This is a genomic window from Paraburkholderia denitrificans (assembly GCF_042655705.1).
Taxonomy (GTDB): domain Bacteria; phylum Pseudomonadota; class Gammaproteobacteria; order Burkholderiales; family Burkholderiaceae; genus Paraburkholderia; species Paraburkholderia denitrificans.
Genome location: NZ_JBHSMP010000026.1, coordinates 38,204 through 64,387, shown reverse-complemented (window position 1 = coordinate 64,387; position 26,184 = coordinate 38,204). Strand labels below are relative to the sequence as shown.

General features: G+C 63.3%; 26 protein-coding genes. 12 read left to right on the top strand and 14 right to left on the bottom strand.

Annotated features, from left to right (window positions below; genetic code table 11):
• Positions 1 to 322 precede the first annotated feature (322 nt).
• A complete protein-coding gene (locus tag ACFPTO_RS19505) occupies positions 323 to 784 on the top strand; it encodes a cache domain-containing protein (RefSeq protein WP_377713873.1) in 462 nt (153 codons plus the stop codon).
• 393 nt (positions 785 to 1,177) lie between these two features.
• Here the strand turns inward: ACFPTO_RS19505 and ACFPTO_RS19500 are convergent, their stop codons facing one another.
• The 5 genes from ACFPTO_RS19500 to ACFPTO_RS19480 all read right to left on the bottom strand — a co-directional run bounded on the left by ACFPTO_RS19500 (position 1,178) and on the right by ACFPTO_RS19480 (position 6,192).
• On the bottom strand, positions 1,178 to 2,182 hold the full coding sequence (locus ACFPTO_RS19500) for an AraC family transcriptional regulator (protein ID WP_377713877.1): 1,005 nt from the start codon (positions 2,180 to 2,182) through the stop codon (positions 1,178 to 1,180).
• Positions 2,182 to 2,964, bottom strand: a complete 783-nt coding sequence (locus tag ACFPTO_RS19495; protein WP_377713871.1) for an SDR family NAD(P)-dependent oxidoreductase — start codon at positions 2,962 to 2,964, stop codon at positions 2,182 to 2,184. Before ACFPTO_RS19495 ends, ACFPTO_RS19500 begins: the two co-directional genes overlap by 1 nt.
• Before the next feature lie 177 nt (positions 2,965 to 3,141).
• Complete coding sequence (locus tag ACFPTO_RS19490; RefSeq protein ID WP_377713869.1) at positions 3,142 to 4,344, bottom strand: MFS transporter; 1,203 nt, start codon at positions 4,342 to 4,344, stop codon at positions 3,142 to 3,144.
• Between the two features lie 357 nt (positions 4,345 to 4,701).
• Positions 4,702 to 5,154 carry a DUF6789 family protein gene (locus tag ACFPTO_RS19485; protein WP_377713867.1) on the bottom strand — a complete coding sequence of 151 codons (453 nt, stop codon included), beginning with the start codon at positions 5,152 to 5,154 and terminating at the stop codon, positions 4,702 to 4,704.
• Between the two features lie 375 nt (positions 5,155 to 5,529).
• Positions 5,530 to 6,192 carry a hypothetical protein gene (locus ACFPTO_RS19480; RefSeq protein ID WP_377713865.1) on the bottom strand — a complete coding sequence of 221 codons (663 nt, stop codon included), beginning with the start codon at positions 6,190 to 6,192 and terminating at the stop codon, positions 5,530 to 5,532.
• A 479-nt stretch (positions 6,193 to 6,671) separates the two neighbouring features.
• Between ACFPTO_RS19480 and ACFPTO_RS19475 the strand changes: the two genes are divergently transcribed.
• Positions 6,672 to 7,145, top strand: coding sequence for a GNAT family N-acetyltransferase (locus tag ACFPTO_RS19475; RefSeq protein ID WP_377713863.1), 474 nt, complete (start codon positions 6,672 to 6,674; stop codon positions 7,143 to 7,145).
• A 7-nt stretch (positions 7,146 to 7,152) separates the two neighbouring features.
• Here the strand turns inward: ACFPTO_RS19475 and ACFPTO_RS19470 are convergent, their stop codons facing one another.
• The 3 genes from ACFPTO_RS19470 to ACFPTO_RS19460 all read right to left on the bottom strand — a co-directional run bounded on the left by ACFPTO_RS19470 (position 7,153) and on the right by ACFPTO_RS19460 (position 9,696).
• A complete protein-coding gene (locus ACFPTO_RS19470) occupies positions 7,153 to 7,734 on the bottom strand; it encodes a DUF3501 family protein (protein WP_377713861.1) in 582 nt (193 codons plus the stop codon).
• A 40-nt stretch (positions 7,735 to 7,774) separates the two neighbouring features.
• The gene (locus ACFPTO_RS19465; RefSeq protein ID WP_377713859.1) at positions 7,775 to 9,130 is read right to left on the bottom strand and encodes a heterodisulfide reductase-related iron-sulfur binding cluster; all 1,356 of its coding nucleotides are present in this window, start codon (positions 9,128 to 9,130) and stop codon (positions 7,775 to 7,777) included.
• Between the two features lie 143 nt (positions 9,131 to 9,273).
• The gene (locus tag ACFPTO_RS19460; RefSeq protein WP_293034441.1) at positions 9,274 to 9,696 is read right to left on the bottom strand and encodes a rubrerythrin family protein; all 423 of its coding nucleotides are present in this window, start codon (positions 9,694 to 9,696) and stop codon (positions 9,274 to 9,276) included.
• 293 nt (positions 9,697 to 9,989) lie between these two features.
• Between ACFPTO_RS19460 and ACFPTO_RS19455 the strand changes: the two genes are divergently transcribed.
• The 3 genes from ACFPTO_RS19455 to ACFPTO_RS19445 all read left to right on the top strand — a co-directional run bounded on the left by ACFPTO_RS19455 (position 9,990) and on the right by ACFPTO_RS19445 (position 11,786).
• Positions 9,990 to 10,349, top strand: a complete 360-nt coding sequence (locus tag ACFPTO_RS19455; protein ID WP_296659609.1) for a DUF3564 domain-containing protein — start codon at positions 9,990 to 9,992, stop codon at positions 10,347 to 10,349.
• 305 nt (positions 10,350 to 10,654) lie between these two features.
• The gene (locus ACFPTO_RS19450) at positions 10,655 to 11,431 is read left to right on the top strand and encodes a DNA/RNA non-specific endonuclease (RefSeq protein WP_377713856.1); all 777 of its coding nucleotides are present in this window, start codon (positions 10,655 to 10,657) and stop codon (positions 11,429 to 11,431) included.
• 94 nt (positions 11,432 to 11,525) lie between these two features.
• Entirely contained in the window at positions 11,526 to 11,786 is a 261-nt protein-coding gene (locus ACFPTO_RS19445; RefSeq protein WP_377713875.1) for a hypothetical protein, read from the top strand.
• 60 nt (positions 11,787 to 11,846) lie between these two features.
• Here ACFPTO_RS19445 and ACFPTO_RS19440 read toward each other — a convergent pair whose 3' ends face one another.
• Entirely contained in the window at positions 11,847 to 12,488 is a 642-nt protein-coding gene (locus ACFPTO_RS19440; RefSeq protein ID WP_377713855.1) for an HAD family hydrolase, read from the bottom strand.
• A gap of 142 nt (positions 12,489 to 12,630) precedes the next feature.
• Entirely contained in the window at positions 12,631 to 13,524 is an 894-nt protein-coding gene (rarD, locus tag ACFPTO_RS19435; RefSeq protein ID WP_377713854.1) for an EamA family transporter RarD, read from the bottom strand.
• 432 nt (positions 13,525 to 13,956) lie between these two features.
• On the opposite strand from rarD, the gene egtD reads away from it, so the two are divergent.
• Complete coding sequence (gene egtD / locus ACFPTO_RS19430) at positions 13,957 to 14,943, top strand: L-histidine N(alpha)-methyltransferase (RefSeq protein ID WP_377713852.1); 987 nt, start codon at positions 13,957 to 13,959, stop codon at positions 14,941 to 14,943.
• 89 nt (positions 14,944 to 15,032) lie between these two features.
• Here egtD and ACFPTO_RS19425 read toward each other — a convergent pair whose 3' ends face one another.
• Positions 15,033 to 15,329, bottom strand: coding sequence for an acylphosphatase (locus tag ACFPTO_RS19425; RefSeq protein ID WP_377713850.1), 297 nt, complete (start codon positions 15,327 to 15,329; stop codon positions 15,033 to 15,035).
• Between the two features lie 265 nt (positions 15,330 to 15,594).
• Here ACFPTO_RS19425 and hpnA point away from each other — a divergent pair, with 265 nt between their 5' ends.
• Positions 15,595 to 16,605: a hopanoid-associated sugar epimerase gene (hpnA, locus tag ACFPTO_RS19420; RefSeq protein ID WP_377713848.1), complete on the top strand. Its 1,011-nt coding sequence runs from the start codon at positions 15,595 to 15,597 to the stop codon at positions 16,603 to 16,605.
• Positions 16,606 to 16,821: 216 nt separating this feature from the next.
• Positions 16,822 to 17,490, top strand: a complete 669-nt coding sequence (locus ACFPTO_RS19415) for a hypothetical protein (protein ID WP_377713846.1) — start codon at positions 16,822 to 16,824, stop codon at positions 17,488 to 17,490.
• A 124-nt stretch (positions 17,491 to 17,614) separates the two neighbouring features.
• On the opposite strand, the gene ACFPTO_RS19410 is transcribed toward ACFPTO_RS19415, so the two are convergent.
• Entirely contained in the window at positions 17,615 to 18,793 is a 1,179-nt protein-coding gene (locus ACFPTO_RS19410) for a glycosyltransferase (RefSeq protein WP_377713844.1), read from the bottom strand.
• A gap of 535 nt (positions 18,794 to 19,328) precedes the next feature.
• Here ACFPTO_RS19410 and ispH point away from each other — a divergent pair.
• A complete protein-coding gene (gene ispH / locus ACFPTO_RS19405) occupies positions 19,329 to 20,273 on the top strand; it encodes a 4-hydroxy-3-methylbut-2-enyl diphosphate reductase (RefSeq protein WP_377713842.1) in 945 nt (314 codons plus the stop codon).
• An 11-nt stretch (positions 20,274 to 20,284) separates the two neighbouring features.
• The gene (gene hpnH / locus ACFPTO_RS19400; protein WP_377713840.1) at positions 20,285 to 21,445 is read left to right on the top strand and encodes an adenosyl-hopene transferase HpnH; all 1,161 of its coding nucleotides are present in this window, start codon (positions 20,285 to 20,287) and stop codon (positions 21,443 to 21,445) included.
• A 103-nt stretch (positions 21,446 to 21,548) separates the two neighbouring features.
• Here the strand turns inward: hpnH and ACFPTO_RS19395 are convergent, their stop codons facing one another.
• A complete protein-coding gene (locus ACFPTO_RS19395) occupies positions 21,549 to 21,755 on the bottom strand; it encodes a YbdD/YjiX family protein (RefSeq protein ID WP_377713838.1) in 207 nt (68 codons plus the stop codon).
• Between the two features lie 13 nt (positions 21,756 to 21,768).
• Entirely contained in the window at positions 21,769 to 23,853 is a 2,085-nt protein-coding gene (locus tag ACFPTO_RS19390; RefSeq protein ID WP_377713836.1) for a carbon starvation CstA family protein, read from the bottom strand.
• Between the two features lie 226 nt (positions 23,854 to 24,079).
• Between ACFPTO_RS19390 and ACFPTO_RS19385 the strand changes: the two genes are divergently transcribed.
• Both ACFPTO_RS19385 and ACFPTO_RS19380 read left to right on the top strand, forming a co-directional pair.
• On the top strand, positions 24,080 to 25,519 hold the full coding sequence (locus ACFPTO_RS19385) for a cache domain-containing protein (protein WP_377713834.1): 1,440 nt from the start codon (positions 24,080 to 24,082) through the stop codon (positions 25,517 to 25,519).
• A 12-nt stretch (positions 25,520 to 25,531) separates the two neighbouring features.
• Positions 25,532 to 26,170 (top strand): response regulator, encoded by a 639-nt coding sequence (locus ACFPTO_RS19380; RefSeq protein WP_377713832.1) that lies wholly within the window; start codon positions 25,532 to 25,534, stop codon positions 26,168 to 26,170.
• Positions 26,171 to 26,184 lie beyond the last annotated feature (14 nt).

The following is a 26,184-nucleotide window of genomic DNA, read 5'->3' as shown; positions in this document are numbered from 1 at the left end:
CCGGCCCCTCCCTGACCTCCTGCGTCGGACCGGAGCCCCCTACCGCGCGAGCGGTTTCGTTCGTCGGCCAATTGTTGCCGATCACAAAAGATATAAAGCCGCCATTCCAACGGCCGATTCACCTCGATAGCGGTCCTTTCGATCAAGCCTGGGGGCGACACGATGGGCCAAATCCGGAAACGGCCACCGCACCTCTTTTTATCAGCTCGTCGGTGGGCACGAGTAGACTGGTCAATTGGGGCAATGTTTGGATATGGTGACTTGCTGCCTGCGCACGGTGCAAGACAATTGCAATTTGCTCGAAGAGCAGGGGGGAATGTCCATGTTTCGTAAACTCGTGATTGACGCACTATGTGCCATGGCTGCCTTGTTCTCGACTACGGCATTCGCGCAAGGTACTGCGGCGGACGCTAAGGCCATGCTTGAAAAGACGGTTGCGGCCATCAAAGCCGATAAGGCCAAGACACTCGACCAGATCAACAAGGGCGAAAACGGCTTCCTTGTTGGCGACCTCTATCCGTTCTGCTTCAAGCTCAACGACGGACTCCTCGTCGCGATCGGCAATCCCAACGTTAAGGGGTTACTCGGCAAGGATGCGAGGACATTTAAGGACCCTACGGGCGACGTGTATGGCCCAAGGCTCTATGACGCGGCAAAAGACGGCCAGGTCAATGAGGTTAGCTACATGTCTCCCAAGGCCGGTGCGGACAAGACGTGGGTGCCGAAGGCGAGCTTCGTTACCGCTGTCGCCGGCCTGGGATGCGGCGTCGGTTACTACAAGTAGTCCGACCAAACCAACTGTCATATGGGTGCCGAACTGCCGAACTCCGACGCCCACACAATGTTATTTTCTCGCGTGACCGGTCAGTTCTGGTGCCCTTCACTACGCATGTGCGGTTTGCCATGATGACCGGATCCCTCTGTTAGCTGCCCTTGGATGCTCGGCCACGCGATCGGCGCGAATGGGTCAGGTTGCGTCAGTCCGCTCTTCAAATTCATCGCCGGAAAGCGGCCAGTGGAATTCCGCTTCCCGGAAGCGGCCAGTCGGCGGTGAGTACTCCCGACCCGAAGCTGTCGGTTGGGCTTATCGAGGGACGATGCCGGATTTCGGAGCGAAGCGGCCACACGACTCACGGGAGGTGCACCAACCAATTCAACTATATGGACAGCGTCTGCGTCACGCCGGATGAGCGTGCAAATTGCGGTATTCCCCTGGCGTAACCCCCGTCCAGCCCTTGAAGGCACGCAGGAATGAGTTGGTATCCTGAAAACCAATCAGAAAAGCAATCTCGCCAGGCGAGATTGCCGAGCGGGCAAGGTAATAGCTAGCCAGTTCCTGTCGTGTGCCATTAAGCACGTCCTGATAGCTGACCGCCTCGTCGGCGAGATGGCGCTGTAGCGATCGCTTGCTCATTGCCAGACGGCTCGAAATATCGTCGATGCTGCTCTGGCCGCTCGGCAGCATATCGAGCAGCGCACTGCGTACGCGTTCGCGCGCGCTGGCCTCGGCATCGAGCTTCGAGAGCCGCGCCTGAAGCTCCGGCTCGAAGAACTGCCACATGGCGACGTTCTCGGTCAGGAACGGTCGCGCGGCGTCCTCTGCCGAGTAGCTGATGCGATTGTGGTTGCCTTGCTGTAAGCGACAGCCGAGAAAGTCTTCGCACGGCCGGGTCTGATTCGGCAGGATCACCAATTCCGTCTCTATCGGGTTAATCGCGTGCCGCGTGGCGAGGCGCGCCAGTTGCGTGAAGAAAACCACTTCCATCGCGCATAGGCTGCGCGGCAGCGGACGGTCGTAGCCGTAGCATTCGATGAACACCTCAGTGCAGTTTCGACCAACGGCAACATCCAGCGCTAATGGTCCGCAAAGGCGCTTGTATTCGGCGAGCCGGGTGAGCGCGACATTCAGATTCGGGCTACACAGGCATGCAAAGAGCGACGGATCGAAGGCCTCAACCGAGATGCCGCTACCGAGCCGTACCGGCAACTGCGCTTCCCCAACCATCGTTTCGAGACTGTGAAAGATACGAAAGTATTCGGCAGGCGTCAGCGAGGCGTCCTTGCGGCTGAACAGGTCGGCGGGCAGTTCGGCCAGCGCCAGCAAGTCGCCGGGCGCGATTCCCATATCGACGACGATCAGTTTCCAGCCGGGATGCACGGAAAAGCGTGTGGCCTGCTTCATCACGCAGCCTTTTCCATCGCCTGACGCGACATCCTCAACACCGTTTTGCGCGGCAGCAGCGGAACAATCCACTCAAGCATGATCTGCAGCTTGCACTCGTTGAAGGCCACCAGTTCGCCGCGCTCCATGGCCTCGTAGCCGCATCGCGCTACTGACTCTGCCGACCTGGCGTTCTTCCAGACATTCACGCCTTGCAGATCTCCGGCAGCAACGAAACCAGTCGCCACCGCGCCCGGACATAGCGCCGTGGCGGTCACGCCGTACTCGCGCACTTCTTCGGCGATAGCCTGAGTGAACGAGGTGACATAGGCCTTGGTCGCGTAGTACACGGCCTGCAGTGGGCCCGGCATGAACGATGCAGTCGACGAGACATTCAGGATGCGTCCGCGCCGACGGGCCACCATGCCCTTCAGGTAGTGATGTGTCAGGTTGGTCAGCGTCACCATGTTGACCTGCATCATCGCCTGCTCGGCCTTGAGATCGCGTTCGACGAATTTGCCGTGGCCGCCAAAGCCGGCATTGTTGATCAGGACCTCGATGGAAAGCCCCAGCGCCTCAGTGGCAGCGAAGACTCGATCGGCCGAAGCGGGGTCGGCGAGGTCCTCGGCAATGACATACGCTTTCACGCCATACTTCGTCTGGAATTCCTTCTTGATTGATTCGAGTTTGTCGCGCGAACGCGCAACCAGAACGACATCGCCGCCCTTGCTCGCATGGATGCGCGCCAGTTCCAGGCCGATGCCGTTTGAAGCGCCAGTGATCAATGCCGTTGCGGGTTTCATGACTTCTCCCTGGTTAGATTGGATAGCCAGATGGTAGGCGTTTGAACCACGGGAGGCACTAGCATAACGCGCCATGAATAATTCCGATCGCGCCAAGACACACCGACAGCCCTCGCTACCCCATGCCATTACTACGCCGCAACACGACAAATCAACCACGAAATACGGATACCCGATTTATTCGAATCTCAGGGCAGCCGCGCGACCGACACAAAGCAGCACGACGGTGACGACGCAGAAGATCGCGCTGGCGTAAAACGTCGCGGCGGGTCCGAAGCGGTCCCACAGTTCACCGGCGACGAGACTGGCCGCCAACGTGCCCAATCCCCCCAGCAGGTTGAAAAAACCGAACGCGGTACCGCGCAACTGCGCGGGCGCGGTACGCGAAACCATGGTGGCGAGCAGCCCCTGCGTGATGCCCATATGAAGCCCCCAGATGGCGACACCCACCACCACGATGCTCCATTGGTTTGCGTTGGCGAGCACGACATCGGCGGCAATCAGTACGGCGAGCCCTGCCATCAGCAGGCGGAAATGGCTCATCGAGTCGGCGAGTTTTCCGAACGGATAGGCCGCCGCTGAAAACACGACATTCATCGCAAACATCACGAGCGGAACCAGCGCAACGGGTACGCCGCTTTTCATTGCGCGCAGAACGAGAAAGGCATCGCTGAAGCGTGCGAGCGCAAAGAAAGTTCCCACCGCAACGACCCACCAGTAGTTCGCGCCCAGTTGCCTGAGGTTGTGCCAGCGTGCCGGATTGCGCTGCTTCGCGCCGGGCTCCCAGGCAGGCTCCTTGATGCCGAACGTCAGCAGCGCAACCGCAATCAGACCGGGAATGACGGCGAGCCGAAACGCGAGGCGGAAGTCGTCCACCCATCTCAGCATGATGAGGACCGCCAGCAGCGGTCCGAGAAAAGCGCCCACCGTGTCGAGCGACTGGCGCAGCCCAAACGCCGCGCCGCGCAAATGCGACGGCGTGACATCGGCGATCAGCGCATCGCGCGGCGCGCCGCGAATTCCCTTGCCCACCCGGTCGACGATACGCGCCGTCACCACGACGCCGACCGTCGACGCAACGGCGAAAAGCGGCTTGCTCAATGCGCCCAAACCATATCCCGCCACGGCAAGCCACTTGCGGTTGCCGAGATAGTCGCTCAGCGCGCCCGAAAACAGCTTGACGACCGGCGCGGTGGCCTCGGCGATACCCTCGATAATGCCAATCGTGGCCGCGCTTGCACCGAGGCTTGCCATGAGAAACATCGGCAGCAGGCTATGGATAATTTCGGATGAAACGTCCATCAACAGACTGACGCAGCCAAGAATCCAGACGCTGCGTGGAATCTGGCGCAATACGCTGGCTCGCGGTTCGGTATCCATGAGACGGTTTTCGGGAGATTTGAATGGTTGGCGCCCGTATCGCCCGATTCAACGGGGCGGAAATCTCCGGCTCTGAGATAGACGAATACTGCATCAAGCCCGGTCGATGTCAAGTTGCGTGAGCAATGATTATCCGGCACATGCAACCGTGCGCCACGGCACTAACCCGCCCTAAGCACCACGACAAAAGCGCTGTCATTACTGGAATCGGCGGCCGGATTGTTGTGTCGATGCTGTGTGGCGCATCGTGTCGTTGCCCGGCTCGCCGTCGTGGGCAGCAGAAACGCGATTGTTGTATTTATTTGTATTTATTCGTATTCAATCGCGTTTAGTCGAATTGAATCGTATTGAAGCGTTTCAGGCGGGCCGCATGCGGGCAGCACGTGCGCCGTACACGGCGCCCAGGACGGCGCCAAAAAAGAGGTGCAGCACCAGCGTCATGACCGGTCCCGCCATGCCGAGTTTCAGACCGAAGAACCCGTCACCCGCCATCGGCATCATGACGATCATCATCATCAACCAGGGCGCGATGGAAAAGAGCATGCCCCGGAGCCAGAATGCACCCGGGAGCATGTGGCTCACCAGGGCAAACGCAATACCCCAGATCGTACCGATCGCGAAGTGCACGATCCACCCCACGGGAGCAGGCACGCCGAGCATGTTCGCAATCGTGCCGACTGGATTGAGTTCGGGCATGAGCCCCATCGCCGCCTTCATCACCATCAGCACGGACAATGCCGCTGTCGCCACCACGCCCGCCAGTGCACCTCGGCCGATGGCAGGCTTTTCGAATACGAGTGAATCGCTCATACATCCTCCTGTTGCAGAATGCCGCTGAAACGTCGCTGGAAGTTTCGGCTAACATCGTCCTGCCTGACGTTTTTCCAGGCTAGGCCGTCGTATCAAGCCGACTCAATCAGTAATCCTACGCGCTTTCTACTTCACCCCGTAGAAAATTGCCAGGCGAAATGCGACGGCGACCAGGGATAATCTGCACAGCATGAACACGCATGCGCGCGACAAAAGCGTGATGGTCACGCTGGTCGAGAAGGGCTGTAAAAGAAGCGAACAGGAAACAAAAATGGCGATGAGAAAAGCGTGCGGCCCAGCAACCCGAGTGCGATAACGTCGGTGCGCAGGCCATTTCCTTCAGCAGAGTCCCGGGCGTTGGTTTTAACCGCGTATTCAGTGAACCGTGCGCGTGGCGGGCACGCCGGAGTACGAACGCACCGGCGAAGAAATCCAGTATCCGGCGTCAGCATCGTAGACCGTCCAGTGATCGCTCGCGTATTCCGCGCGCGTCACCAACGCAGCCTGTAGCGCAACGCCGAGCGCGTGTGCGAACGTCACGTCGTCCATTGCATCGATACGTTCGATCGACTGCGGGTAATCGTAGGCGCCGATGTGTTCCCATTGTTCGCGCATGACGTCGAACGCGCCCTGGCTGAAGTTGAAGACGGCGCCCTCAACGGGATTGGGCACGTTGAATGTGAGTTCGACGAAGCGCAGGCGCGGCGCGCCGTTCGCGATGATCAATGCGCCGGTTGCATCGCATTCGAAGCTGAATGCCATGGCGCATTTGAGCGGCCCGTCGGCCTCCCGAATACAACCGCACAGATCGAATGCCGACAACGGTATGCATTGCCAGCCGTCCGATTCGCCGCGCGTATGGTCGATATTGCGCAGCGTGGCGTAGAGGTAGGCGTGAAGGCGCGAGACGAACACGACCAGATCCCGATGGTCCTCGCTGCGCACCCATGCGGGCTCGGTATGGTGCGAGCCGTCGGCGAGGCGCATGTGACGAATGACGATCCAGAGAGCGAAAGGGGCGATATAGTCGGTCGGCATGGGGAAAACACGTTGAATGGCGGGGTTCACCGAACGATACGTCGGCACAAAAACAGGCGCTTGATAAATGGCCGACATGCAAGACGGAGGCCGCGGCTGCTGGCCGGTATCACGGGGCCTGTCTTCGCTGGCCCCGCCCATGACCGCCGACTCCGATGAGCCCTCGTCTCATGCCCCATTTATTCAATGTGGACTGCGAATGACGTAGCAGACCTTCGCCTATGCGAGATATTGTTAGCCGGATGAAAGATAACATATAAGACCGCGCTTTCGCGGTCTTGATTTATGGTGCTTAAGCGTCGGTGCTTCGAAGTCGCCGCTCCGCACCCGCCGCGAACGGCCGGTGGCTCCATTGCTTTGTGCCTGCCTGGCCCTGGCAGCGGCGTCGAGATTCGCTTACGCTCAACGTTGTCGCCGGCCGGAGAGCGGCGACACCGCATGCCGCGGAACACACCCAGAACAAACCGAGGAGAACACGCTTGAGCGATACCGTCGAAATCCGCCCCGTCACACCCGCCGATTACGAAGCCTGGCTGCCGCTGTGGGACGGCTACAACCGCTTTTACGGCCGCTTCGGGCCGACGGCGCTGCCAGAGGCGATCACGCGCACGACGTGGTCGCGCTTCTTCGACGGCCTCGAACCGATGCATGCACTCGTCGCCGTGCGGGGTGGCAACAGCGGTGGCCACTTCGTCGGGCTCGTGCACTACCTCTTTCACCGCAGCACGACGCTGCAAGGTCCGACCTGCTATCTGCAGGATCTCTTCACCGCCGAATCCGAGCGCGGCAAGGGCGTGGGGCGCGCGCTGATCGAAGGCGTCTACGCGGCGGCGAAGGCGGCAAACGCATCGCGCGTGTACTGGCACACGCACGAGACGAATCACACGGCCATGCGCCTCTATGACGGCGTGGCCGACAAGCCCGGCTTCGTCATGTACCGCAAGGACGTGTGACGCGGCGTCAGTCGAGGTCGGCGGCAAGCGCCGCGCGCGTATCGGCGTCGATCGTCTGCACCGGCACGCGATAGTTCGGGTGATCGCAGCCGATCATGAGCGCGGCACCATCGCGCAAGCGCGCCTTCATCGCAGGCGTGAGTTCGAAGCGCACGAAATGCACCGCCGAGGTTTTTTCGGCGGTTTCGCGTTCGAGATCTTCATCGGCGATGGCGTAGACCGGCGCTTCGCCCTCCACCTGCAGAAATACGCGGTCCTCGATGCCGATGAGCCGCCCGAGCGCGGCGCGGCGCTCGATCTCGTTCTGGTACTCGATCTGCAGCGTCGCCTTCAGGTTGCTGCCGTCGGGTACGAGCGGCTGATACACGTCCAGCTCGCTCTGGATGCCGTCTTCGTCGAAGATCTTCTCGATGTGCAGCATCTCCTGGATCTGATAGCGGATCGTTGCTTCGTCCTCGAACAGGAACGTCAGGTGATTGCCGAGCGCGACGGCGCGCCGCTTCTTGTGTTCGATGATGCGAGCGCGCATGTCGTTGCGCACCTTCGCGTAAGCCTCCAGCGTCAACAGCGAATTTCTCGCGATCGTCATCGTCAGTGCCTCATGTAGAGATTGGGTGAGGGAAGCAGCCTCAAATGCCATAGGCGCGTCGCAAGAGCGTGAGCGGATGCGCAAGTGGCGGCTCGCCGAGCTGCATTTCGCCGATGCCCTGTGCAATGTGATGGCCCGCCAGCGCGCAGTCCGAGGCAATGAAGCCCGGTTCGCCCTGCGCCATCAGCCGGAAAACGGGTGTGCCGATTTTCATCGCCATTGCGTGAAATTCCTTCTTCACACCGAATGTGCCCGCATGCCCCGAGCAGCGTTCGACCACGTTGACCTTCGTGTCGGGCACGAGCGAGAGCAGCTCGGACGTCTTGCGACCGATGTTCTGCACGCGCGCGTGGCACGGAACGTGATACGAAACGTTGCCGAGCGGCGTGCGGAAATCCGTCTTGAGCAAGCCGTCGCGGTGCCGCGCAATGAGGTATTCGAACGGATCCCAGAACGCGTCGCTCACGGCGCGCGTTTCGGCGTCGTCGGGAAACATGAGCGGCAGCTCGTGCTTGTACATCAGCACGCAGCTCGGCACCGCGCCGATCAGCGCGTAACCCTCGCGCGCGTAGTGCGCGAGCACCGGCATGTTGTGCGCCTTCTTTTTCGCCACGCCTTCCAGATTGCCCTGTTCGAGCAGCGGCATGCCGCAGCACGCTTCGCTCTTGACGAGCACCCAGTCGATGTCGTTGTGATCGAGCACCGCGAGCAGATCGTGGCCAATGCCCGGCTCGTTGAAATTCACGTAGCACGTCGCGTAGATCGCCACCTTGCCCGGCGTGCGTTCGCCATCACGCGCCTTGCGCACGTCGCGTGCCTTCTCTGCCGACACACGCTTCGCCGCGCTGCGGAACTTGTGCGGGGCGAAGTCGGGCAGCCACGCCTTGCGGTCCACGCCGAGCGCATCTTCCATCACGCCGCGCATGGCCTTCGTATGATTCACGGCGTTGACGGTCTGCGTGACCACCGGAATACCCGCGAGATGACCGAGCGTATCCGTGTTCGACAGCACGCGGTCGCGCAGCTTCACGTCGCCATTGCGGTAATCAATGGCTTTCGCGCGCAGCATCAAATGCGGAAAGTCCACGTTCCACGGATGCGGCGGCACATACGGGCATTTCGTCATGTAGCAGAGGTCGCACAGATAACACTGATCGACCACCTGACCGAACTTCGATTTGTCGACGTCATGCGCCTCGCCGGAATCGGTTGCGTCGACGAGATCGAACAGCGCGGGAAACGCACCGCACAACGATACGCAACGGCGGCACCCCGCGCAGATGTCGAACACGCGCGCCAGTTCGGCGTCGCGTTTTTCCGGGTCGTAGAACGCGTCGGACGTCCAGTCGAGCGGATGCCGCGTCGGCGCTTCGAGGCTGCCTTCCTTTTGGGGCATGACGTCTCCGGTTCTGCGTTTCTGGTTTCTGGTTATCGGGGCGCGAGCGCAGTCAGGTAGTCACGCGCTCGCCTCGCGCCGGCGCACAGCCGGCGCGGTAGTGGAACAAAACCGGCGCAAAACCGGCGCCGTGCGCCGCGCGATCAGTCCGCGAGTACGTCCAGCGCCTTCGTGTAGCGGTTCGCGTGGCTGCGCTCCGCCTTCGCGAGCGTCTCGAACCAGTTCGCGATTTCGTCGAAGCCCTCTTCGCGCGCCACTTTCGCCATGCCGGGATACATGTCGGTGTATTCGTGCGTTTCGCCTGCAATCGCCGACTGGAGGTTCAGCCGCGACGAGCCGAACGGCAGGCCGGTGGCCGGGTCGCCCACCGCTTCCAGATACTCGAGGTGGCCGTGCGCGTGGCCCGTTTCGCCTTCGGCGGTCGAGCGGAACAGCGCGGCGACGTCGTTCTGGCCTTCCACGTCGGCCTTTGCCGCGAAGTAAAGATAGCGGCGATTCGCCTGCGATTCGCCAGCAAATGCATCCTTGAGGTTTTGTTCCGTCTTCGAGCCCTTTAGCTGTGCCATCTGTGCCTCCTTCCATCAGCGTCATTGTGGGGACGCAGCGCTGCCCGCGATTCCTGCAGTGCAACAGACCATGGATGCGGGTACGCCGCAACTATCAATCTAGGAGGTGACCGGTGCCTTCCCAATTGTGATTTTCAATCCCGCCGATAGCCGTGCCACGCAAGCACGAGCTTGATTTATATCTACTGCGACCGCATCGCGCTGCCCAATATGTGGAATCCCTCCTTGCAGTCGTACGCACGCGACCTACAGTGAGTAATTGCCATCCCTGAACACGCTCTAACGGACCTGATATGCGACTTACGATCCTGATCAACGGTTCCGACCCGACCGTCAATCACGACTACGCCGTCCTGTGGCTCGACACCGATCAGCACCGCTGGTCGCGCGAGTCGCACGATGGGATTGCCCTGCCGGAATGGGGCGAGATGCGCGACACGAACGGCGTGACATCGCTGTGCGCGCCGCTCGATGATTCACCGCTTTGCACCTTGCGCGGCTTGCATGTAAACCGCCGCCAGGAAATCAGTTCTGCACATGGCGACGCGACCTGGTCGTGCGAGTCGTCGCATTCGCCAATGGAAGGTCAATGGCGGCTGCAAGCCGTCGACCGCCAGATCGTGCACGCCGAACACGCGTTGTTCGCGGGCTGACGACGCAGCGCGTCGCGCAGTCCCGCTTCGGTTCCGCCCGGAATCACCTTCGAATCCGCAAGCACACGGCGCTGTCCAGACAGCGCCGCGTCGCGTCTTGCGTGCATGTTTTGCGTGGATGTATTGCTTACATGCCATGCGCGCGCAATCCGTCCGATGAATAGCGCCACCAGGGCCAACGACCAGGACGGCCCCGCGCACATGACACGCGTGGCGCGGCGCGACGGCGTCACTGGCTGCGCGCGAACGTGCCCGCTATACTTCCAGGCCGCCTTCAACCGCCCTGCGTTTTGCCTACCCTGCCGATGAAGAAGCTGTTTGCCTGTCTCCTGATGGCTGTCGCGAGCCACACGTTTGCCGCGCCGGCCTGCACCGACTTCGTCCCCGATGGTCAGTTCCCGAAGCTCACGAATCCGCGCATGGCGCCGAAAACGCGCATGCTCTGCTACTCGGATTTCGTGGTGCTGCACTCGGGGATCACCCATGGCCCGCTGTGGTCCGCAGAACATCTCACGCGCGATCGGCTCGAAGCGGCGAAGGACATGACGCGCACGAACCGCTTTTTCGCAGACGAGCGCCTGCCGGACGGCGAAGGCGCGACGCTCGCCGACTACAGGCGCAGCGGTTTCGATCGCGGCCATATGAGTCCGGCGGGCAATCGCTGGAATGAGCAGGCGATGGCGGAGTCATTCTCGCTGGCAAATATCGTGCCGCAGAATCGTATTAACAATCAGCGTCTGTGGTCGCATATCGAATCGGCCGTGCGCCGGCTCACGATGAAATACGGCGAGGCCTGGGTCGTGACCGGCCCGCTCTTCACGGGCGCGCAGTTGCAGACGATCGGCGCGTCGCGCGTACTCGTGCCGACGCAGATTTTCAAGGTCGTGTATGTGCCGTCGCAGCAGCTCGCATTCGCCATCGTCGCCGACAACACGACCGCCGAACATTACGAGGTGCGCTCGGTGCGCGCGCTCGAACAGCAAAGCGGAATCAGCTTTCCCGGTATTCCCGCGAACGCCGCCAGCCAGACGCGGGTATCGTTCAACGGGCACGGGTTCGGCGTAAGCAGGTGGGGCGGATAAGCGCCAGATCGGCGCCGGACAAGCACCGAATAAATGCTGTGCGGGCGGCTCGCCATACTGCCCGCCATAACGGACGTTCGAGGAGGATCACATGGTGTTCGAAGCCTACGCAAACGATGACGACGTCCTCAATGTCGAGGGCGATGCGCTCACGCTCACGAACGGCACGACGCGCGTCACGCTTTCCGGCACGCTCGCGCTGACGCGTGACAAACGCGGGCTTGCAGCCGCACTCGCGCTCAAGGCGGCGCTCGACAGCGTCGTGCGGACCTTGCAGTCCGATCCGCATTTGCCCGCCAGGATTACCGACGAACCGGATGAAAAACCCGGCGTTGCCGATAATCCGTTTTCCTGATTCGTATCAGTTCAGCATCGGTTCCGCATCGATTCGGCATCGATTCAATCCGCGCAGCCGTCAACGCGCGCCGGTTCCGCCAGCGGCCACAAGCGGCGGCAACGCCCCTGTCCCGCGTATCCACGCATGATCGGCAAGCCCGGCCATTTCGCGGTCGCCGCGGCTGTCGCCGTACGCGTAGAGCGTGGCGGGCGCGCGCTCGCCCCACCATGCACGCAGCCGCGCAACCTTCTCCGGCCCCCAGCAGTTGAGCCCCGCGAGCCGTCCCGTATAAACGCCGTCGCGCCATTCCAGTTCGCTCGACAACACTGTCCCGATGCCGACCGTCGCTGCCCATTTGCGCAGATACACCGAAGGCGACGCGCTCACGAGCACGACCTCATGACCGAGCGCCTGGTGTTCGCGAACGCGCGCGAGCATCTCGGGGCGCAGGAGCGCGGGCAACCGCGTATCGACAAAACGCTGCGCCGCCGCTTCGATCGTCTCGCGCCGCGCGGGGCCGAGCATGGCGTACATGAAGCGCGCCTTGGTCGGCCCGCGTTCGGACCAGCCCGGCGCGATGCCGACGAGCCACGGCAGGCAGCGCAATGCTGCAACCGCGAAGCGCAGCGGGCCGCCCGTAGCGAGCAGGAATGCGCGGAAGCTGTCTGTGGTGGTGATAGTGCCGTCGAAATCGAATGCGGCAACGACGCGGTCGCTCATGAATCAGGCGCCGGAAGGCGGAAAAAGTGAGAGGAAATAGTGCCGCCGTATGCGGCGAAACCGCGGTCATTGTCGGCGCAGGCCGTGAACGGTTGCAAGCGGTTGCATAACCGTGAACAGATCGACGTGTTCAAGCTACGTCCTACCGCGCAAGCCTCACGTAGCGCGCGCTATGCAGCGCCGTGAGCGCAACGGCAATCCAGATCGGCACATAAGTCGCAAGCTGACCCGCGCCCAGATGCTCGCCGAGCACCGTCACCGAGATGATCACGAGCAGCACCGGTTCGACGTAGCCCAGGATGCCGAAGAGCGCCATCGGCAGCAGGCGGCTCGCCTTGAGATAGGACGCGAGCGCGACGGTGCTGATCACGCCCAGCCCCGGCAGCAGCGCGAACGTGAGGAACGGGCGTCCGTCGAGTAGCGCGAGCGAACCGCCTGCCCACGCATACGCAATCGCAACGGGCAGCAACAGGATCATCTCGACGGCGAAAGTCGTGAGCGAATCCGCGTTGATCCTGCGGCGCAGCACGAAATACGGCGGATAGCCGAACACCACGAGCAGCGTCGGCCACGAAAACGCATGCGTGGCCCAGAGTTCGTGGGCGACGCCGACTGCCGCGCACCCCACGGCGAGCCATTGGAGTGTTTCGAGCCGCTCGTGATAGTAGAAGCGTCCCACCACCACCATCGCGAGCGGCAGCAGGAAATAGCCGAGCGACACTTCGAGCACGCGCCCATGCAGTGGCGCCCAGAGAAACACCCAGAGCTGCGAGCCCAGCAGCGCGGCGCACGCGGCCAGCGAAAGCGCGGTGCGCGGCTCCTTGACCATGCGCGCCGCGAGTGTGCCCAACTGCGCACCCCGCCCGCGCAGCAGCAAAACGCCGAGTGCGCCAGGCGTCGTCCAGATCACGCGCCAGGCAAAGATATCGAGGCCGCCGAGCGGCTTGAGCAGCAGCGCATAGATCGACATCAGCGCGAACAGCGCCGACGCGCCCGTGGATAGCGCAATGCCGCGACCAGGCTCGTACTGGTTCATCGGCGTGCAGCCGTGCCGACGCTGCGCAAGAATCGGGAAAGGCGGGCAGCGTGTCTCCCCTCCGGCTGAACCGCACGGGGCGCGAGTAAATTCGTTGTCATGGTTATCGGCTATTGGTATGTGCGGTTATCTGCAGGTATGTGCGCGTATCTGCGGCGGCCAGCGCGCCGGGCCGCCAGCGGGCATTCTAGTCTGGTTCGCGCGCCCCGGCATGGCGGGCACGCGCGATGCTGAGTTTCTCATTCGCGGCGATACTGGCAATGGTTCCGCGCGGATTTAGTCCGTGCGGATTGCACCGCAATGGACTAGAACGTAATTCTCGCCACGGAGCCGCCGTCCGGCCGCGCCGCGCTCGCCCCGGGCCTCACACCGCCCGCCGCCGGCCGCCAATGCCCGCCGCTGTGCCACCCGTTCAACCCACCAGGAGCCCGCATGAGCCGACTCGCGCCCCGCCCTGCCGCCGCCCCGCTGACTCCCGATCTTGCCGCTTTCGCGTCCGAAGTCCGTAACGGCCTCACGCACGCGCCGCAGAAGGAGTTGCCCTCGAAGTATCTGTACGACGATATCGGCTCGGCATTGTTCGAGGCGATCACCGTGTTGCCCGAATATGGCTTGACGCGCTCCGAGGACCGCCTGCTCACGCGCTATGCCGCCGAAATCGTCGAGGCGCTGCCTGCCGGCGTCACCGTCGCCGAACTCGGCAGCGGCAGCGGCCGCAAGACACGCCGCATTCTCGAAGCACTGTGCCGCAAGCGCCCGACATCGTATTGTCCGATCGAAATTTCACGCACGGCGCTGCAAGTGTGCCGCCGCGAACTCGCCGATATCGAGCGCATCGCGATCGTCGGCTACGAACGCGACTATCTCGCGGGCCTCGCCGAAGTGAGCCGTCAGCGCGCCGCGGGCGAACAGCTTTGCGTGCTCTTTCTCGGCAGTACGATCGGCAATTTCACGCGGCTCGCGGCGACGCGCTTTCTGCGCGAAATCCGCTCGATGCTCGAACCCGGCGATACGCTGCTGCTCGGCACCGACCTCATCAAGCCCGTGGAGACGCTGCTCGCAGCCTACGACGACGCCATCGGCGTGACAGCCGCGTTCAACCTGAACCTGCTCGCGCGCATCAACCGCGAACTCGACGGCGACTTCGACCTCACGGCCTTCGAGCACGTCGCGCGCTTTAACCGCGATGCGCGCAGCGTCGAGATGCACCTGCGCGCGAAAACACGCGTCGAGGCGCGTGTGGGCGCGGCGAACCTCACGGTCGCGCTCGAAGCCGGCGAGACGATCTGGACCGAAAGCAGCCACAAGTACCACGCGGACGAGATTCCCGCGATTGCCGCCGATGCAGGCTTCGTCTGCGCGCATCAGTGGGTCGAGAAGGAGTGGGGATTCGCGGAAAGCCTGCTGGTGTCGGCTTGATTAGCCGCTTGATTTGCGGATCGGGCTGCGGAGCGGCATGCCGATTGACCTGAATCGACCGGCAAGCCGCTCCGCGCCCGACGTGACGTTCAGTGCTGCTCGAAGCGCTCGTAGCGCTTTTCGGTCAACCGTTCTTCGCTGACCACTTCCGCGACGCGCGCCGCAGGCGGCCCGTGTCGCAGCCACGACAGCATGCGGTCCACCTGGTTGGCCGTGCCCTGGATCACGGCTTCGACGGAGCCGTCCTCCATGTTGGCGACATAGCCGCGAATACGCAGCGCATGCGCCTGGCGCACGGTTGCCTGCCGGAAACCCACGCCCTGCACTGTCCCGCGCACGCGCACGTAATACGTTTCGACACGCGAATCCAGATCCGGTCCGGTCATCGTTCAATCTCCTGGTTCAGTCCTGCTCAGTCCTGGCTTCTGCGCGGCATTGTAGACGCCATCGCGCTTGAGCGCCGCGCGTCCTTGACGCGAGCGCAGCCTCACGTGCGGCCCGCAGCGCCAAACCGACACACACGCGGGCCACGCACTCGGGCCATACACATGCGCCTCACGCCACGTACAATCCGTGCGACGCGAGCGGCAAGGCCGCCCGCTTGCAACACGATTGCAACCCCACTGCAACCCATCAGGAAACTCATCCCGTATGACCGCCAACCAACGCGATCTCGTGCTGATCACCGGCGCATCCGGCTTCGTCGGCTCGGCCGTCGCCCGCATCGCGCAGGACAAAGGCTATGCCGTGCGCGTGCTGGTGCGCCCGACGAGCCCGCGCACCAACCTCGCCACGCTCGACGCCGAAGTCGTCACCGGCGACATGCGCGACGTCGCGTCGATGCGCGCGGCCCTGCGTGGCGTGCGCTATCTGTTCCATGTCGCCGCCGACTATCGCCTCTGGGCACCCGATCCGCACGAAATCGAACGCGCGAATCTCGAAGGCGCCGAGGCCACCATGCGCGCGGCGCTCGAAGCGGGCGTCGAACGCATCGTCTACACGAGCAGCGTGGCGACGCTCAAGGTGACGAGTTCGGGCGCATCCGCCGACGAAACCCGGCCGCTCACCGCCGAGCAGGCCATCGGCGTGTACAAGCGCAGCAAGGTGCTGTCCGAGCGCGCGGTCGAACGCATGATCGCGAATGACGGCCTGCCCGCCGTGATCGTCAATCCGTCGACGCCGATCGGTCCGCGCGACGTGAAGCCGACGCCCACGGGCCGCATCATCGTCGAGGCGGCAACGGGCAAGATCCCCGCGTTCGTCGATACGGGCCTGAATCTCGTGCACGTCGACGACGTCGCGAACGGTCATTTTCTCGCGCTGGAGCACGGGCGCATCGGCGAGCGCTATATCCTCGGCGGCGAAAATCTGCCGCTGCAGCAGATGCTCGCGGATATCGCAGGCATGGTCGACCGCAAGCCGCCGACAATCGCACTGCCGCGCTGGCCGCTCTATCCGCTGGCGCTCGGCGCGGAAGCCGTCGCGCGCTTCACGAAGCGCGAACCGTTCGTCACCGTCGATGCGCTGAAGATGTCGAAGAACAAGATGTATTTCACGTCGGCGAAGGCGGAGCGCGAACTCGGCTATCGCGCCCGACCGTATCGCGAAGGCCTGAAAGACGCGCTCGACTGGTTCAGGCAAGCGGGTTATCTGAATGCATAACTGCGCGCGTAACTGAGCCTGTAAATGAGCGCATAACTGAGCGCACGACGCATTCGCACGGTGTTATCCGGCACTTTTTTCGTGCCGGTTTTCCCGGTGTTTTTCCAGGTGAATTCGCATTTTGTTACAACTTTTGTTGCGACATGCGTGCAACGCTGGAAGGGCAATTCATGCGCGCTGTGGGTAAAATCCCAAGCCTTACCTGAGAAGCCTCGCATGAATCTACACGACCAGCTCGGCGCGCTCGAAGCCGCTGTCGATCAACTCCTCGTGGCCGCCACCTCGCACGCTGCGTGCACGGCAGAGGCGGCGAACGCGGACTATCCTGTTGCGGATGCAACGGCGGATGTGGCGGAGACCGCCGTTGCATCCGAAGCCACGACTGCCGAATCCGTCGCCGCTGAATCCGTCGCCGCTGAACCCGTCGCCCCTGAACCCGTCGCCGCTGAATCCGTCGCCGCTGAATCCGTCGCCGCTGAATCCGTCGCCGCTGAATCCGTCGCCGCTGAATCCACCGCCGCTGAATCCACCGCTGCTGAATCCGCAACCGCCGAACCCACCGGGCCGACGCTGAATCTCGCCCGTCCGTCGCAGAACGCCATCACGATGACGATCGGCGACCAGACGGTTACGCTGCATCCGCTTCAGGTCGGGCAAATGATCGAGGAACTGTCGAATGCGCGCGCGTCGATGGAACCCGAGGTGCCGCCCGGCATTCCGGGTGGCTGGCGTTTCGTGTCGACGAAAAATCCGGTCATGGCCGTGCAGAAACAGCCGAACGGCGACCGCCTGCTGGTGCTGCGCCATACGGGCCACGGCTGGGTGCCGTTCACGTTTTCGCCGCAGACGGTCGTTGAGATGTACATGTTGCTCACGCAACGCTGATTCGCGTTTGCCCATCAAACCGCAGGCCGAAATAGAAATAGAAAAGCCGTCGCATGAAGCGACGGCTTTCTTTTTTTGCGCCAGCCAGTGACAGCAGAAGGAGCAGCAAGCGCGCGCGATTCGCTTAGCGCCCCTGCGCGGGCGCCTGCACGCGCGCCTTCCATTGCCCGCCCTTGCCGCGCCAGAAGCGCCACGCGGAGGCGAACGTCGCACCCACGTAGAACAGCGCGACAAGCGGAAGGAACGGCGCCCACAGCGGCGAGCGGCGATAGTACGCCAGCATGGGCGCATAGGCGCAGCACATGAGCGCCCATGCGATCCACGCCGGCCAGCCCGCCGCACCGAGCACAAGCGCCACCACGGGCGGTGTGAGATAGATGACCGTCATGCCGAGAATCGTCCCGCCAAGCTGCCACGCGGAATAGTGCAGCTGCGTGAACGCGGTGCGCGCGATCATGTTCCAGATATCGCGCCACGAATCGTAAGGGCGCAGCGACACGCTTTTCGCAGCAACGTCGAGCCGGATCGGATGGTGCCCGTCGCCGCGATGCTTGATGCGCGCGGCGAGGCTGCAATCGTCGATGAGTTCGGCGCGGATCGACTCGATGCCGCCCGCTTCCTCCAGCGCCTTGCGGCGCACGAGCATGCAGCCGCCCGCTGCGGCGGCCGTCTTGTTGCGCGGATTGTTGACCCAGGAAAACGGGTACAGCTTCGCGAAGAAAAACACGAATGCGGGAATCAGCGCCTTTTCCCAGAACGAGTCGCAGCGCAGCCGCACCATCAGCGAAACGAGGTCGCGCCCTTCGGCCTGCGCGCGCACGATGAGTTGCGCGAGCGCGTCGGCGGGATGGCCGATGTCCGCGTCGGTGAGCAGCAGATAGTCCGCATCGAGGCCGAGCGTGTGCACGGCCTCGATGCCCTGCGACTGCGCCCACACCTTACCGGACCAGCCCGCGGGCAGCGGCTTCGCCGCCACCACCGAGAGCTTCTCCGGGCACTGCAGCGCCAGCGCCGCGGCGCGCGCGGCTTCGGCTGTGCCGTCGGTGCTGTGATCGTCGATCACGATCACATGGAAATCGCCCGCGTAATCCTGGGTGAGAAGCGAACTCACGGCTTCGCCGATTGCGTCCGCCTCGTTGCGGGCGGGCACCACGGCGCAGACGGCGGGCCAGCCCTGCGCGGGCTCGACGAGCGGCAGCGGCGCGGCAGGCCGCGCGCGCCAGAAGCCGCCGCGCGCGAGCAGCAAGACGACCCAGATCAACAGGGAAAGACAGGACAGGACAAACAGGATGGTCGTCATCATGCGTTGTTGCTCTCGATCGACGGCGTGCGCACGACGCGACATGGCGCGTGCCCGAAGCGGCCCGGCAGGCGCCGCACGCGCGGCAAGTTGTCGTATTGGTCGACTTCCATCACAGCGTCCAGAATGGGGTCAAGTCGCCAGCGCCGGGTCCAGGTGAATCCGCGGTGAGTCCCGTCGGGGGGAGTCCCGTCGGGGTGAGTCCGTGTTACCCACGCCTGGCTCCCGGGTGGACCCGCTAGTTTAAGGGTTCCGGCGCCATGTTGCAGCGCCGCGCGGCGCCGAAATCCTGACAAACAGCCTTCATTTGCGCCGACCGCACGGCGCCCACCGCCGTCTCTGTACCGCGCGCACCACAGCAAACGGGCTGCGAAGGGGTTACGCAGCAAATGGGCGGCGAAGGGGTTAAAATGCGCGTCTAGTTTCGGTCCGGCCTACCCAGGCTGGACTTATGCACGTAATTAATATGATGGTCGCGGCGATCAAGTCACTCTTACCGGTTTCTTCGGTACCCGCGTCAGCCGGAGTTCGCCATCCCATGCGAGTCATCCTTGCCCAGCCCCGCGGCTTTTGTGCGGGGGTTGTCCGCGCTATCGAAATCGTCGATCGCGCATTGCTGAAGCACGGCGCACCCGTCTACGTTCGGCATGAAATTGTCCACAATCGTCATGTGGTCGAAAACCTGCGCAATAAAGGCGCGCATTTCGTAGAAGAACTCGATGAAGTGCCCACGGGCGCCGTCGCGATTTTCAGCGCGCACGGTGTTGCGAAGAAGGTCGAACAGGCTGCGCAAGTACGCAGCCTCGACGTGCTCGACGCCACCTGCCCGCTCGTGACGAAAGTCCATGTGCAGGGCCGCCAGTACGTCGCCCAAGGCCGCACGCTGATCCTGATCGGCCACGCCGGGCACCCGGAAGTGGAAGGCACGATCGGCCAGATCGAAGGCACCGTGCTGCTCGTGCAGAGCGAGGCCGATGTCGCGAAGCTCGATCTGCCGCTCGATGCGCCGCTCGCGTACGTCACGCAGACAACGCTCTCCGTCGACGACACGCGCGGCGTCATCAATGCGCTGCTGGCGCGTTTCTCCGACATCGTCGGCCCGGATACGCGCGACATCTGCTATGCGACGCAGAACCGCCAGGCCGCCGTGCGCGAGCTGTCCACGCACGTGGACGTGCTGCTCGTGGTGGGCGCAACGAACAGCTCGAACTCGAACCGTCTGCGCGAGATCGGCAGCGAGTCGGGCGTGGCGAGCTATCTCGTCGCCGACGGCTCGGAGATCAAGCCCGAGTGGTTCGAGGGCGTGACGACGGTGGGCCTGACGGCCGGCGCGTCGGCGCCGGAAGAGATGGTTGAGAACGTGATCGACGCGCTGCGCGCGTTGGGGCCTGTCGAGGTGTCGACGATGGCGGGCCGTGAAGAAAAAGTCGAATTCAAGCTGCCGTCGAAGCTGTTGAAGCCACTCGTCGAACGCGAAGTTTAAGGAGGACACTCTTGTCTATTCCGCTGCTCCAGAAAGTCCGCGTTGGCGCCTATATCACTCGCCAGCATTTCAGCGGCAACAAACGCTATCCGCTCGCGCTCATGCTCGAGCCGCTGTTCCGCTGCAATCTCGAATGTAACGGCTGCGGCAAGATCGACTATCCCGATCCCATCCTGAACCTGCGCCTGTCGCTGCAGGAATGCCTCGAAGCCGTCGACGAGTGCGGCGCGCCGGTCGTGTCCATCGCGGGCGGCGAGCCGCTCCTGCACAAGGACATGCCGGAGATCGTCAAGGGCATCATGGCGCGCAAGAAGTTCGTGTACCTGTGCACGAACGCGCTGCTCATGGAAAAGAAAATGGACGAGTACGAGCCGAGCCCGTACTTCGTCTGGTCGGTTCACCTCGACGGCGACCGCGAAACGCACGATCACTCGGTGTCGCAAACCGGCGTGTACGACAAGGCCGTCGCGGCGATCAAGGAAGCGAAGCGCCGCGGCTTCCGCGTGAACATCAACTGCACGCTGTTCAACGACGCGATCCCCGAGCGCGTGGCGAAGTTCTTCGATACGCTGGGGCCGATGGGCGTGGACGGCATCACCGTCTCGCCGGGCTACGCGTACGAGCGCGCGCCGGATCAGCAGCACTTCCTGAACCGCGACAAGACCAAGCAGTTGTTCCGCGAAATCTTCAAGCGCGGCAACAACGGCAAGAACTGGTCGTTCAGCCAGTCGGGCCTGTTCCTCGACTTCCTCGCGGGCAACCAGACCTATGAATGCACGCCGTGGGGCAACCCGGCGCGCACGGTGTTCGGCTGGCAAAAGCCGTGCTATCTGGTCGGCGAAGGTTACGTGAAGACCTTCAAGGAACTGATGGAAACGACCGAGTGGGAAAAGTACGGCACCGGCAACTACGAGAAGTGCGCCGACTGCATGGTCCACTGCGGCTTCGAAGCCACGGCCGTGATGGACACCGTCGCGCATCCGCTCAAGGCGCTCAAGATTTCGATGAGCGGCCCGCGCACCGAAGGCGCGTTCGCGAAGGACATCCCGCTCGACGGCCAGCGTCCTGCCGAATACATGTTCTCGCGCCACGTCGAGATCAAGCTCGACGAAATCAAGAACGCCATGAAGACGGGCAAGGCAGTGACCGTCGCCGCGCATCAGGACGTGTGATAGCCTGGGCGCTGCGCGCGCCCCTGCTGCCTTTGTAAAAAAAAGGGCGTAACGGCTCAAGCCGTTACGCCCTTTCTCTTTTCGGCCGCGCTTCAACGGCGCATCAGCAGCACTTGCCGGTGCGGGACGCATATCGCGCGTCCTGACGCTCCCGAAAGAATTCTTCGTAAGTCATCACCGGACGATCCGGATGCGTCGCGCGCATATGCGCGACGTAGCCTTCGTAGTCCGGCAGACCGATCATCAGACGCATCGCCTGGCCCAGATAGCGGCCAGCCGTCTGCACGTTGTCGCGAAGTTCCGAGAACATATGCGCCTCGCCCTTAGTGTGCCGCGCGCTGTGCGATGCCCGCATCGGCCGGCATCGGCTCGAACGGCGTTTCCTGAACCGTCGGATGGTTGATGCGGCGTGCGCGTGCAATCGCGATCAGGCCGTACACGACGATGCTCACCACCACCACGATGAAGAGACCCGAGAGTGCCGCGTCGACGTAGTCGTTGAAGATCATGCGCTGCATCTGCTCGACCGTCTTCGCCGGCCCGACGATCTTGCCTTCGGCGAGCGCCGCCGACAACTTCTGTGCGTGCGCAACGAAGCTCACCTTCGGGTTGCTGTCGAAAATCTTTTGCCAGCCGGCCGACAGCGTGCAGATGAGCAGCCAGAGCGTCGGCAGGCCCGTCACCCATGCGAACTTCTCGCGCTTCATCTTGAAGAGCACGACGGTTGCGAGCGTCAGCGCAATGCCCGCCAGCATCTGGTTCGAGATGCCGAAGAGCGGCCACAGCGTGTTGATGCCCCCGAGCGGATCGACCACGCCCTGATACAGGAAGTAGCCCCACGCGGCCACGCACAGTGCGGTCGCAACCAGGTTGGCCGGCAGCGAGTCCGTGCGCTTGAGCGACGGATGGAACGTGCCGAGCAGATCCTGCAGCATGAAGCGGCCTGCACGCGTGCCTGCGTCGACGGCGGTCAGGATGAAGAGTGCTTCGAAGAGGATCGCGAAGTGATACCAGAAGGCCATCATCGCTTCGCCGCCGATCACCTGGTGCAGGATCTGCGCCATGCCGACCGCCAGCGTCGGAGCGCCGCCGGCGCGCGCGACGATGGTTGTCTCGCCAACCGCCTGCGCGGTGTGCGTGAGCATCTCGGGCGTCAGCACGAAGCCCCACTGGCCGACCGTATGTGCAACCGCGTCCGGCGTCGCGCCGAGCACGGCGAGCGGTGCGTTCATCGCGAAGTACACGCCCGGCTCGATCACCGAAGCGGCGACCAGCGCCATGATCGCGACGAACGATTCCATCAGCATCGCGCCGTAACCGATGAAGCGCGCGTTGGTTTCGTTATCGAGCATCTTGGGCGTCGTGCCCGACGAGATCAGCGCGTGGAAACCGGACACCGAACCGCACGCGATCGTGATGAAGAGGAACGGGAACAGGTTGCCCGACCAGACCGGACCCGAGCCGTCGATGAACTTCGTGAATGCCGGCATCTTGAGTTCCGGCGCAACGATCAGAATGCCGATCGCGAGCGCGAGGATCGTGCCGATCTTCAGGAATGTCGAGAGATAGTCGCGCGGGGCGAGCAGCAGCCACACCGGCAGCACCGAAGCGATGAAGCCGTAGCCGATCAGGATCCACGTGAGCTGTGTGCCCGTGAACGTGAACCAGGCGGCGAGCGTCGGCGAATCGTGCACGACCTGGCCGAACGCGATCGACGCCATCAGCAGGATGAAGCCGATGATCGAGATCTCGCCGATCTTGCCCGGACGGATATAGCGGACGTACAGGCCCATGAAGATCGCGATGGGAATCGTCGCGGCGACGGTGAACGTGCCCCACGGCGAGTTCGTCAGCGCCTTCACGACGATCAGCGCGAGCACCGCGAGAATGATGATCATGATGAGGAACGTGCCGAACAGCGCGATCACGCCGGGCACCGGTCCCAGTTCCATCTTCACGAGGTCGCCGAGCGAGCGGCCGTCGCGGCGCGTGGACAGGAACAGCACCACGAAGTCCTGCACCGCGCCCGCGAACACGACGCCCGCGAGAATCCACAGCATGCCGGGCATGTAGCCCATTTGCGCGGCCAGCACCGGGCCGACCAGCGGGCCTGCGCCCGCAATCGCCGCGAAGTGGTGGCCGAACAGCACGTACTTGTTGGTGGGCACGTAGTCGAGCCCGTCGTTGTGGCGCACGGCCGGCGTCATGCGCAGACCGTCGAGCTGAAGCACGGTGCTGGCGATGAAGCGGCTGTAGAAACGGTAACCGATCAAATAAACGCAGATCGCGCAAATCACGATCCACAATGCGCTGACACGCTCGCCGTGGGCGAGCGCGATGGTGCCGAACGCGAACGCACCAAGCAGCGCGATGGCTGTCCACACAACGAAACTGGATACCCGACTCATGGCGTCTCCTGTTTGTACTTATAAGAATTACCGGCTCGAGGACCGGTTCCGTAGCGCCTTCGATCCACGGGAAATCGTTGCGAATCTCCTTGTGAACCCGCGGCGCATTGCATGACGCAGTTGTGCCATGCTTTGGCCGTGTAGTATTCGCTTTCGCAATTCATACGACAAGCGCACAACTACGTAAGCACTCTACGTGGAATTACGTAGAACCTGTCAAATGACCATGACTCTCAAAACGAAGATCTTTTTGCTCGCGGTCGTGCCGTTTCTGGCGGCGATTGCCGGCATCGGGATCGGCGTGCGCCAGCAGGCCACCTCGCTTGCGCAGACGCAGCACGCGACGATGCAAAACGCCTACCTGTCGAGCAAGGAACTCGAGCTGCGTCATTACGTTGAACTCGCAACGAGTGCGATTGCGCCGCTCTACAACGCGAGCCGCGACGCCTCGCCCGCCGTAGTCGCCGAACGCCAGCGCGAAGCGCTCGCCGTGCTTCAGAAAATGGACTTCGGCCCGGACGGCTATTTCTTCGTCTACGACATGCATGGCCGCTCGCTGATGCACCCGCGCGAGCCGGATCTGGTCGGCCGCAACCTGTGGGACCTGCGCGATCCGCAAGGCGCGCTCACGATCCAGCGACTCATCGCCACAGCCGCGCAAGGCGGCGGCTACGTGCGCTACACGTGGCTGCGGCCGTCGACGGGCAAGCTCGCGCCCAAGCTCGGCTTCGTCGTGCCGCTCGAACGCTGGGGCTGGATGATGGGCACCGGCATTTATATGGACGACGTAGTATCGACGCTCGGGCATATCGACGAGCGCGCTTCCGCCAACATCGAGCGCACGCTGCAGTGGCTCGGCGTGATCGCGCTTGCGGGCGTCGGCGTGATCGCGCTCTGCGCGCTCGTGCTCAACGTGAGCGAGTACCGCAGCACCGACGCCAAGCTCAAGCGCCTCGCGCAACAGGTGGTGGAATCGCAGGAACAGGAGCGCGCGCGGCTCTCGCGCGAACTGCATGACGGCATCAGCCAGATGCTCGTCTCCGTGAAGCTGCTGCTCGAATCGGCGCTGGCGCGGCTCGAACGCGGCGAAACGCGCATCCCCGCAGCGGAAGCGTCGCTCGCCACCGGGCTCACGCGTCTATCGGAAACGCTGCGCGAAGTCCGCCGCATTTCGCACGCGCTGCGCCCGTCGATGCTCGACGACCTCGGGCTCGCGGCGGCGCTCGAACAGCTCACGCGCGAACTCGGCACGGAATCGGGCATCAAGATCGACTTCACCCAGTCGATCTCGCCCGGCGGCGAGCCATCGAAGGCGCGCACCACCGCATTGCCCGATACAGTGAACACCGTGCTCTTTCGCATCGCCCAGGAGGCGCTCACGAACATCGTGCGTCACGCCAACGCGGCGCGCGCGGCGCTCACGCTCGATGTGGCCGCAAGCGGCGTCACGCTGACCGTCGCCGACAACGGCCACGGCTTCGACGTCGCGCATGCCCAGTCCGATCCGCGCGCGGGGCTCGGGCTGCGCAACATGCGCGAGCGGCTCGAATCGCTCGGCGGCCAGTTCACGCTCAACTCGCGCCCCGGGCATACGGTTCTCACCGCCTGGGTGCCGGTCAAGGCGGGCGCCGCGGCTGCAACATCCAGAACGAGCAGTCACCGGTAAAGAAAAGACATCATGAAACACACTCGCAAGCCGGCGCGCCTCGTGCTCGTCGACGACCATCCGCTCGTGCGCGACGGCCTGCGCGCCCGGCTCGAAGCAGTCACGGGCTTCGAGGTCGCAGGCGAGGCCGGCAACGCGGACGAAGCGCTCGCGCTCGCCGCCACGGTCGAGCCCGATCTCGTGCTGATGGATGTCGGCATGGCCGGGATGAACGGCATCGTGCTCGCGGGCATCTTTCACGACCGCTTTCCGGCGATCCGCGTGCTGATGCTCTCGATGCACGACAACGTCGAATACGTGACCCAGGCCGTGCGGGCGGGCGCGAGCGGCTACGTGCTGAAGGATTCGCCGTCGACGGAAATCGTGCGCGCCATCGAAGCCGTGCTGGCAGGACAGACGTATTTCAGCGCGGGGCTCGGCGTGCGGATGATCCAGGCGTCGGCGATGGAAACGCCTGTCGAGCGGCTGACGCCGCGCGAACGCGACATCCTCGACGCGCTCGCCGAAGGGCTGTCGAGCAAGCAGATCGCGCAGCGCGCGGGGCTTTCGGTGCGCACGGTGGAGACGCACCGGCTCAATCTCAAGCGCAAGCTCGATATCGAAGGTCAGGCGGAACTGATCAAGTTCGCGGTGGAGCACCGCAGGAAATGACCGGACGGGCGGCC

Excerpts from the sequence above, each read along its gene's own strand:
- ispH (WP_377713842.1), top strand. The coding sequence starts at position 19,329 with ATGCGAGTCATCCTTGCCCAGCCCCGCGGCTTTTGTGCGGGGGTTGTC.
- ACFPTO_RS19470 (WP_377713861.1), bottom strand. The coding sequence starts at position 7,734 with ATGACGATCGCGAGAAATTCGCTGTTGACGCTGGAGGCTTACGCGAAG.
- hpnA (WP_377713848.1), top strand. The coding sequence starts at position 15,595 with ATGACCGCCAACCAACGCGATCTCGTGCTGATCACCGGCGCATCCGGC.
- rarD (WP_377713854.1), bottom strand. The coding sequence starts at position 13,524 with ATGAACCAGTACGAGCCTGGTCGCGGCATTGCGCTATCCACGGGCGCG.
- ACFPTO_RS19395 (WP_377713838.1), bottom strand. The coding sequence starts at position 21,755 with ATGTTCTCGGAACTTCGCGACAACGTGCAGACGGCTGGCCGCTATCTG.
- ACFPTO_RS19455 (WP_296659609.1), top strand. The coding sequence starts at position 9,990 with ATGCGACTTACGATCCTGATCAACGGTTCCGACCCGACCGTCAATCAC.
- egtD (WP_377713852.1), top strand. The coding sequence starts at position 13,957 with ATGAGCCGACTCGCGCCCCGCCCTGCCGCCGCCCCGCTGACTCCCGAT.
- ACFPTO_RS19480 (WP_377713865.1), bottom strand. The coding sequence starts at position 6,192 with ATGCCGACCGACTATATCGCCCCTTTCGCTCTCTGGATCGTCATTCGT.
- ACFPTO_RS19505 (WP_377713873.1), top strand. The coding sequence starts at position 323 with ATGTTTCGTAAACTCGTGATTGACGCACTATGTGCCATGGCTGCCTTG.
- ACFPTO_RS19490 (WP_377713869.1), bottom strand. The coding sequence starts at position 4,344 with ATGGATACCGAACCGCGAGCCAGCGTATTGCGCCAGATTCCACGCAGC.
- ACFPTO_RS19465 (WP_377713859.1), bottom strand. The coding sequence starts at position 9,130 with ATGCCCCAAAAGGAAGGCAGCCTCGAAGCGCCGACGCGGCATCCGCTC.
- ACFPTO_RS19410 (WP_377713844.1), bottom strand. The coding sequence starts at position 18,793 with ATGATGACGACCATCCTGTTTGTCCTGTCCTGTCTTTCCCTGTTGATC.
- ACFPTO_RS19485 (WP_377713867.1), bottom strand. The coding sequence starts at position 5,154 with ATGAGCGATTCACTCGTATTCGAAAAGCCTGCCATCGGCCGAGGTGCA.
- ACFPTO_RS19385 (WP_377713834.1), top strand. The coding sequence starts at position 24,080 with ATGACTCTCAAAACGAAGATCTTTTTGCTCGCGGTCGTGCCGTTTCTG.
- ACFPTO_RS19500 (WP_377713877.1), bottom strand. The coding sequence starts at position 2,182 with ATGAAGCAGGCCACACGCTTTTCCGTGCATCCCGGCTGGAAACTGATC.
- ACFPTO_RS19380 (WP_377713832.1), top strand. The coding sequence starts at position 25,532 with ATGAAACACACTCGCAAGCCGGCGCGCCTCGTGCTCGTCGACGACCAT.
- ACFPTO_RS19390 (WP_377713836.1), bottom strand. The coding sequence starts at position 23,853 with ATGAGTCGGGTATCCAGTTTCGTTGTGTGGACAGCCATCGCGCTGCTT.
- ACFPTO_RS19440 (WP_377713855.1), bottom strand. The coding sequence starts at position 12,488 with ATGAGCGACCGCGTCGTTGCCGCATTCGATTTCGACGGCACTATCACC.
- ACFPTO_RS19450 (WP_377713856.1), top strand. The coding sequence starts at position 10,655 with ATGAAGAAGCTGTTTGCCTGTCTCCTGATGGCTGTCGCGAGCCACACG.
- ACFPTO_RS19495 (WP_377713871.1), bottom strand. The coding sequence starts at position 2,964 with ATGAAACCCGCAACGGCATTGATCACTGGCGCTTCAAACGGCATCGGC.
- ACFPTO_RS19460 (WP_293034441.1), bottom strand. The coding sequence starts at position 9,696 with ATGGCACAGCTAAAGGGCTCGAAGACGGAACAAAACCTCAAGGATGCA.
- ACFPTO_RS19425 (WP_377713850.1), bottom strand. The coding sequence starts at position 15,329 with ATGACCGGACCGGATCTGGATTCGCGTGTCGAAACGTATTACGTGCGC.
- ACFPTO_RS19415 (WP_377713846.1), top strand. The coding sequence starts at position 16,822 with ATGAATCTACACGACCAGCTCGGCGCGCTCGAAGCCGCTGTCGATCAA.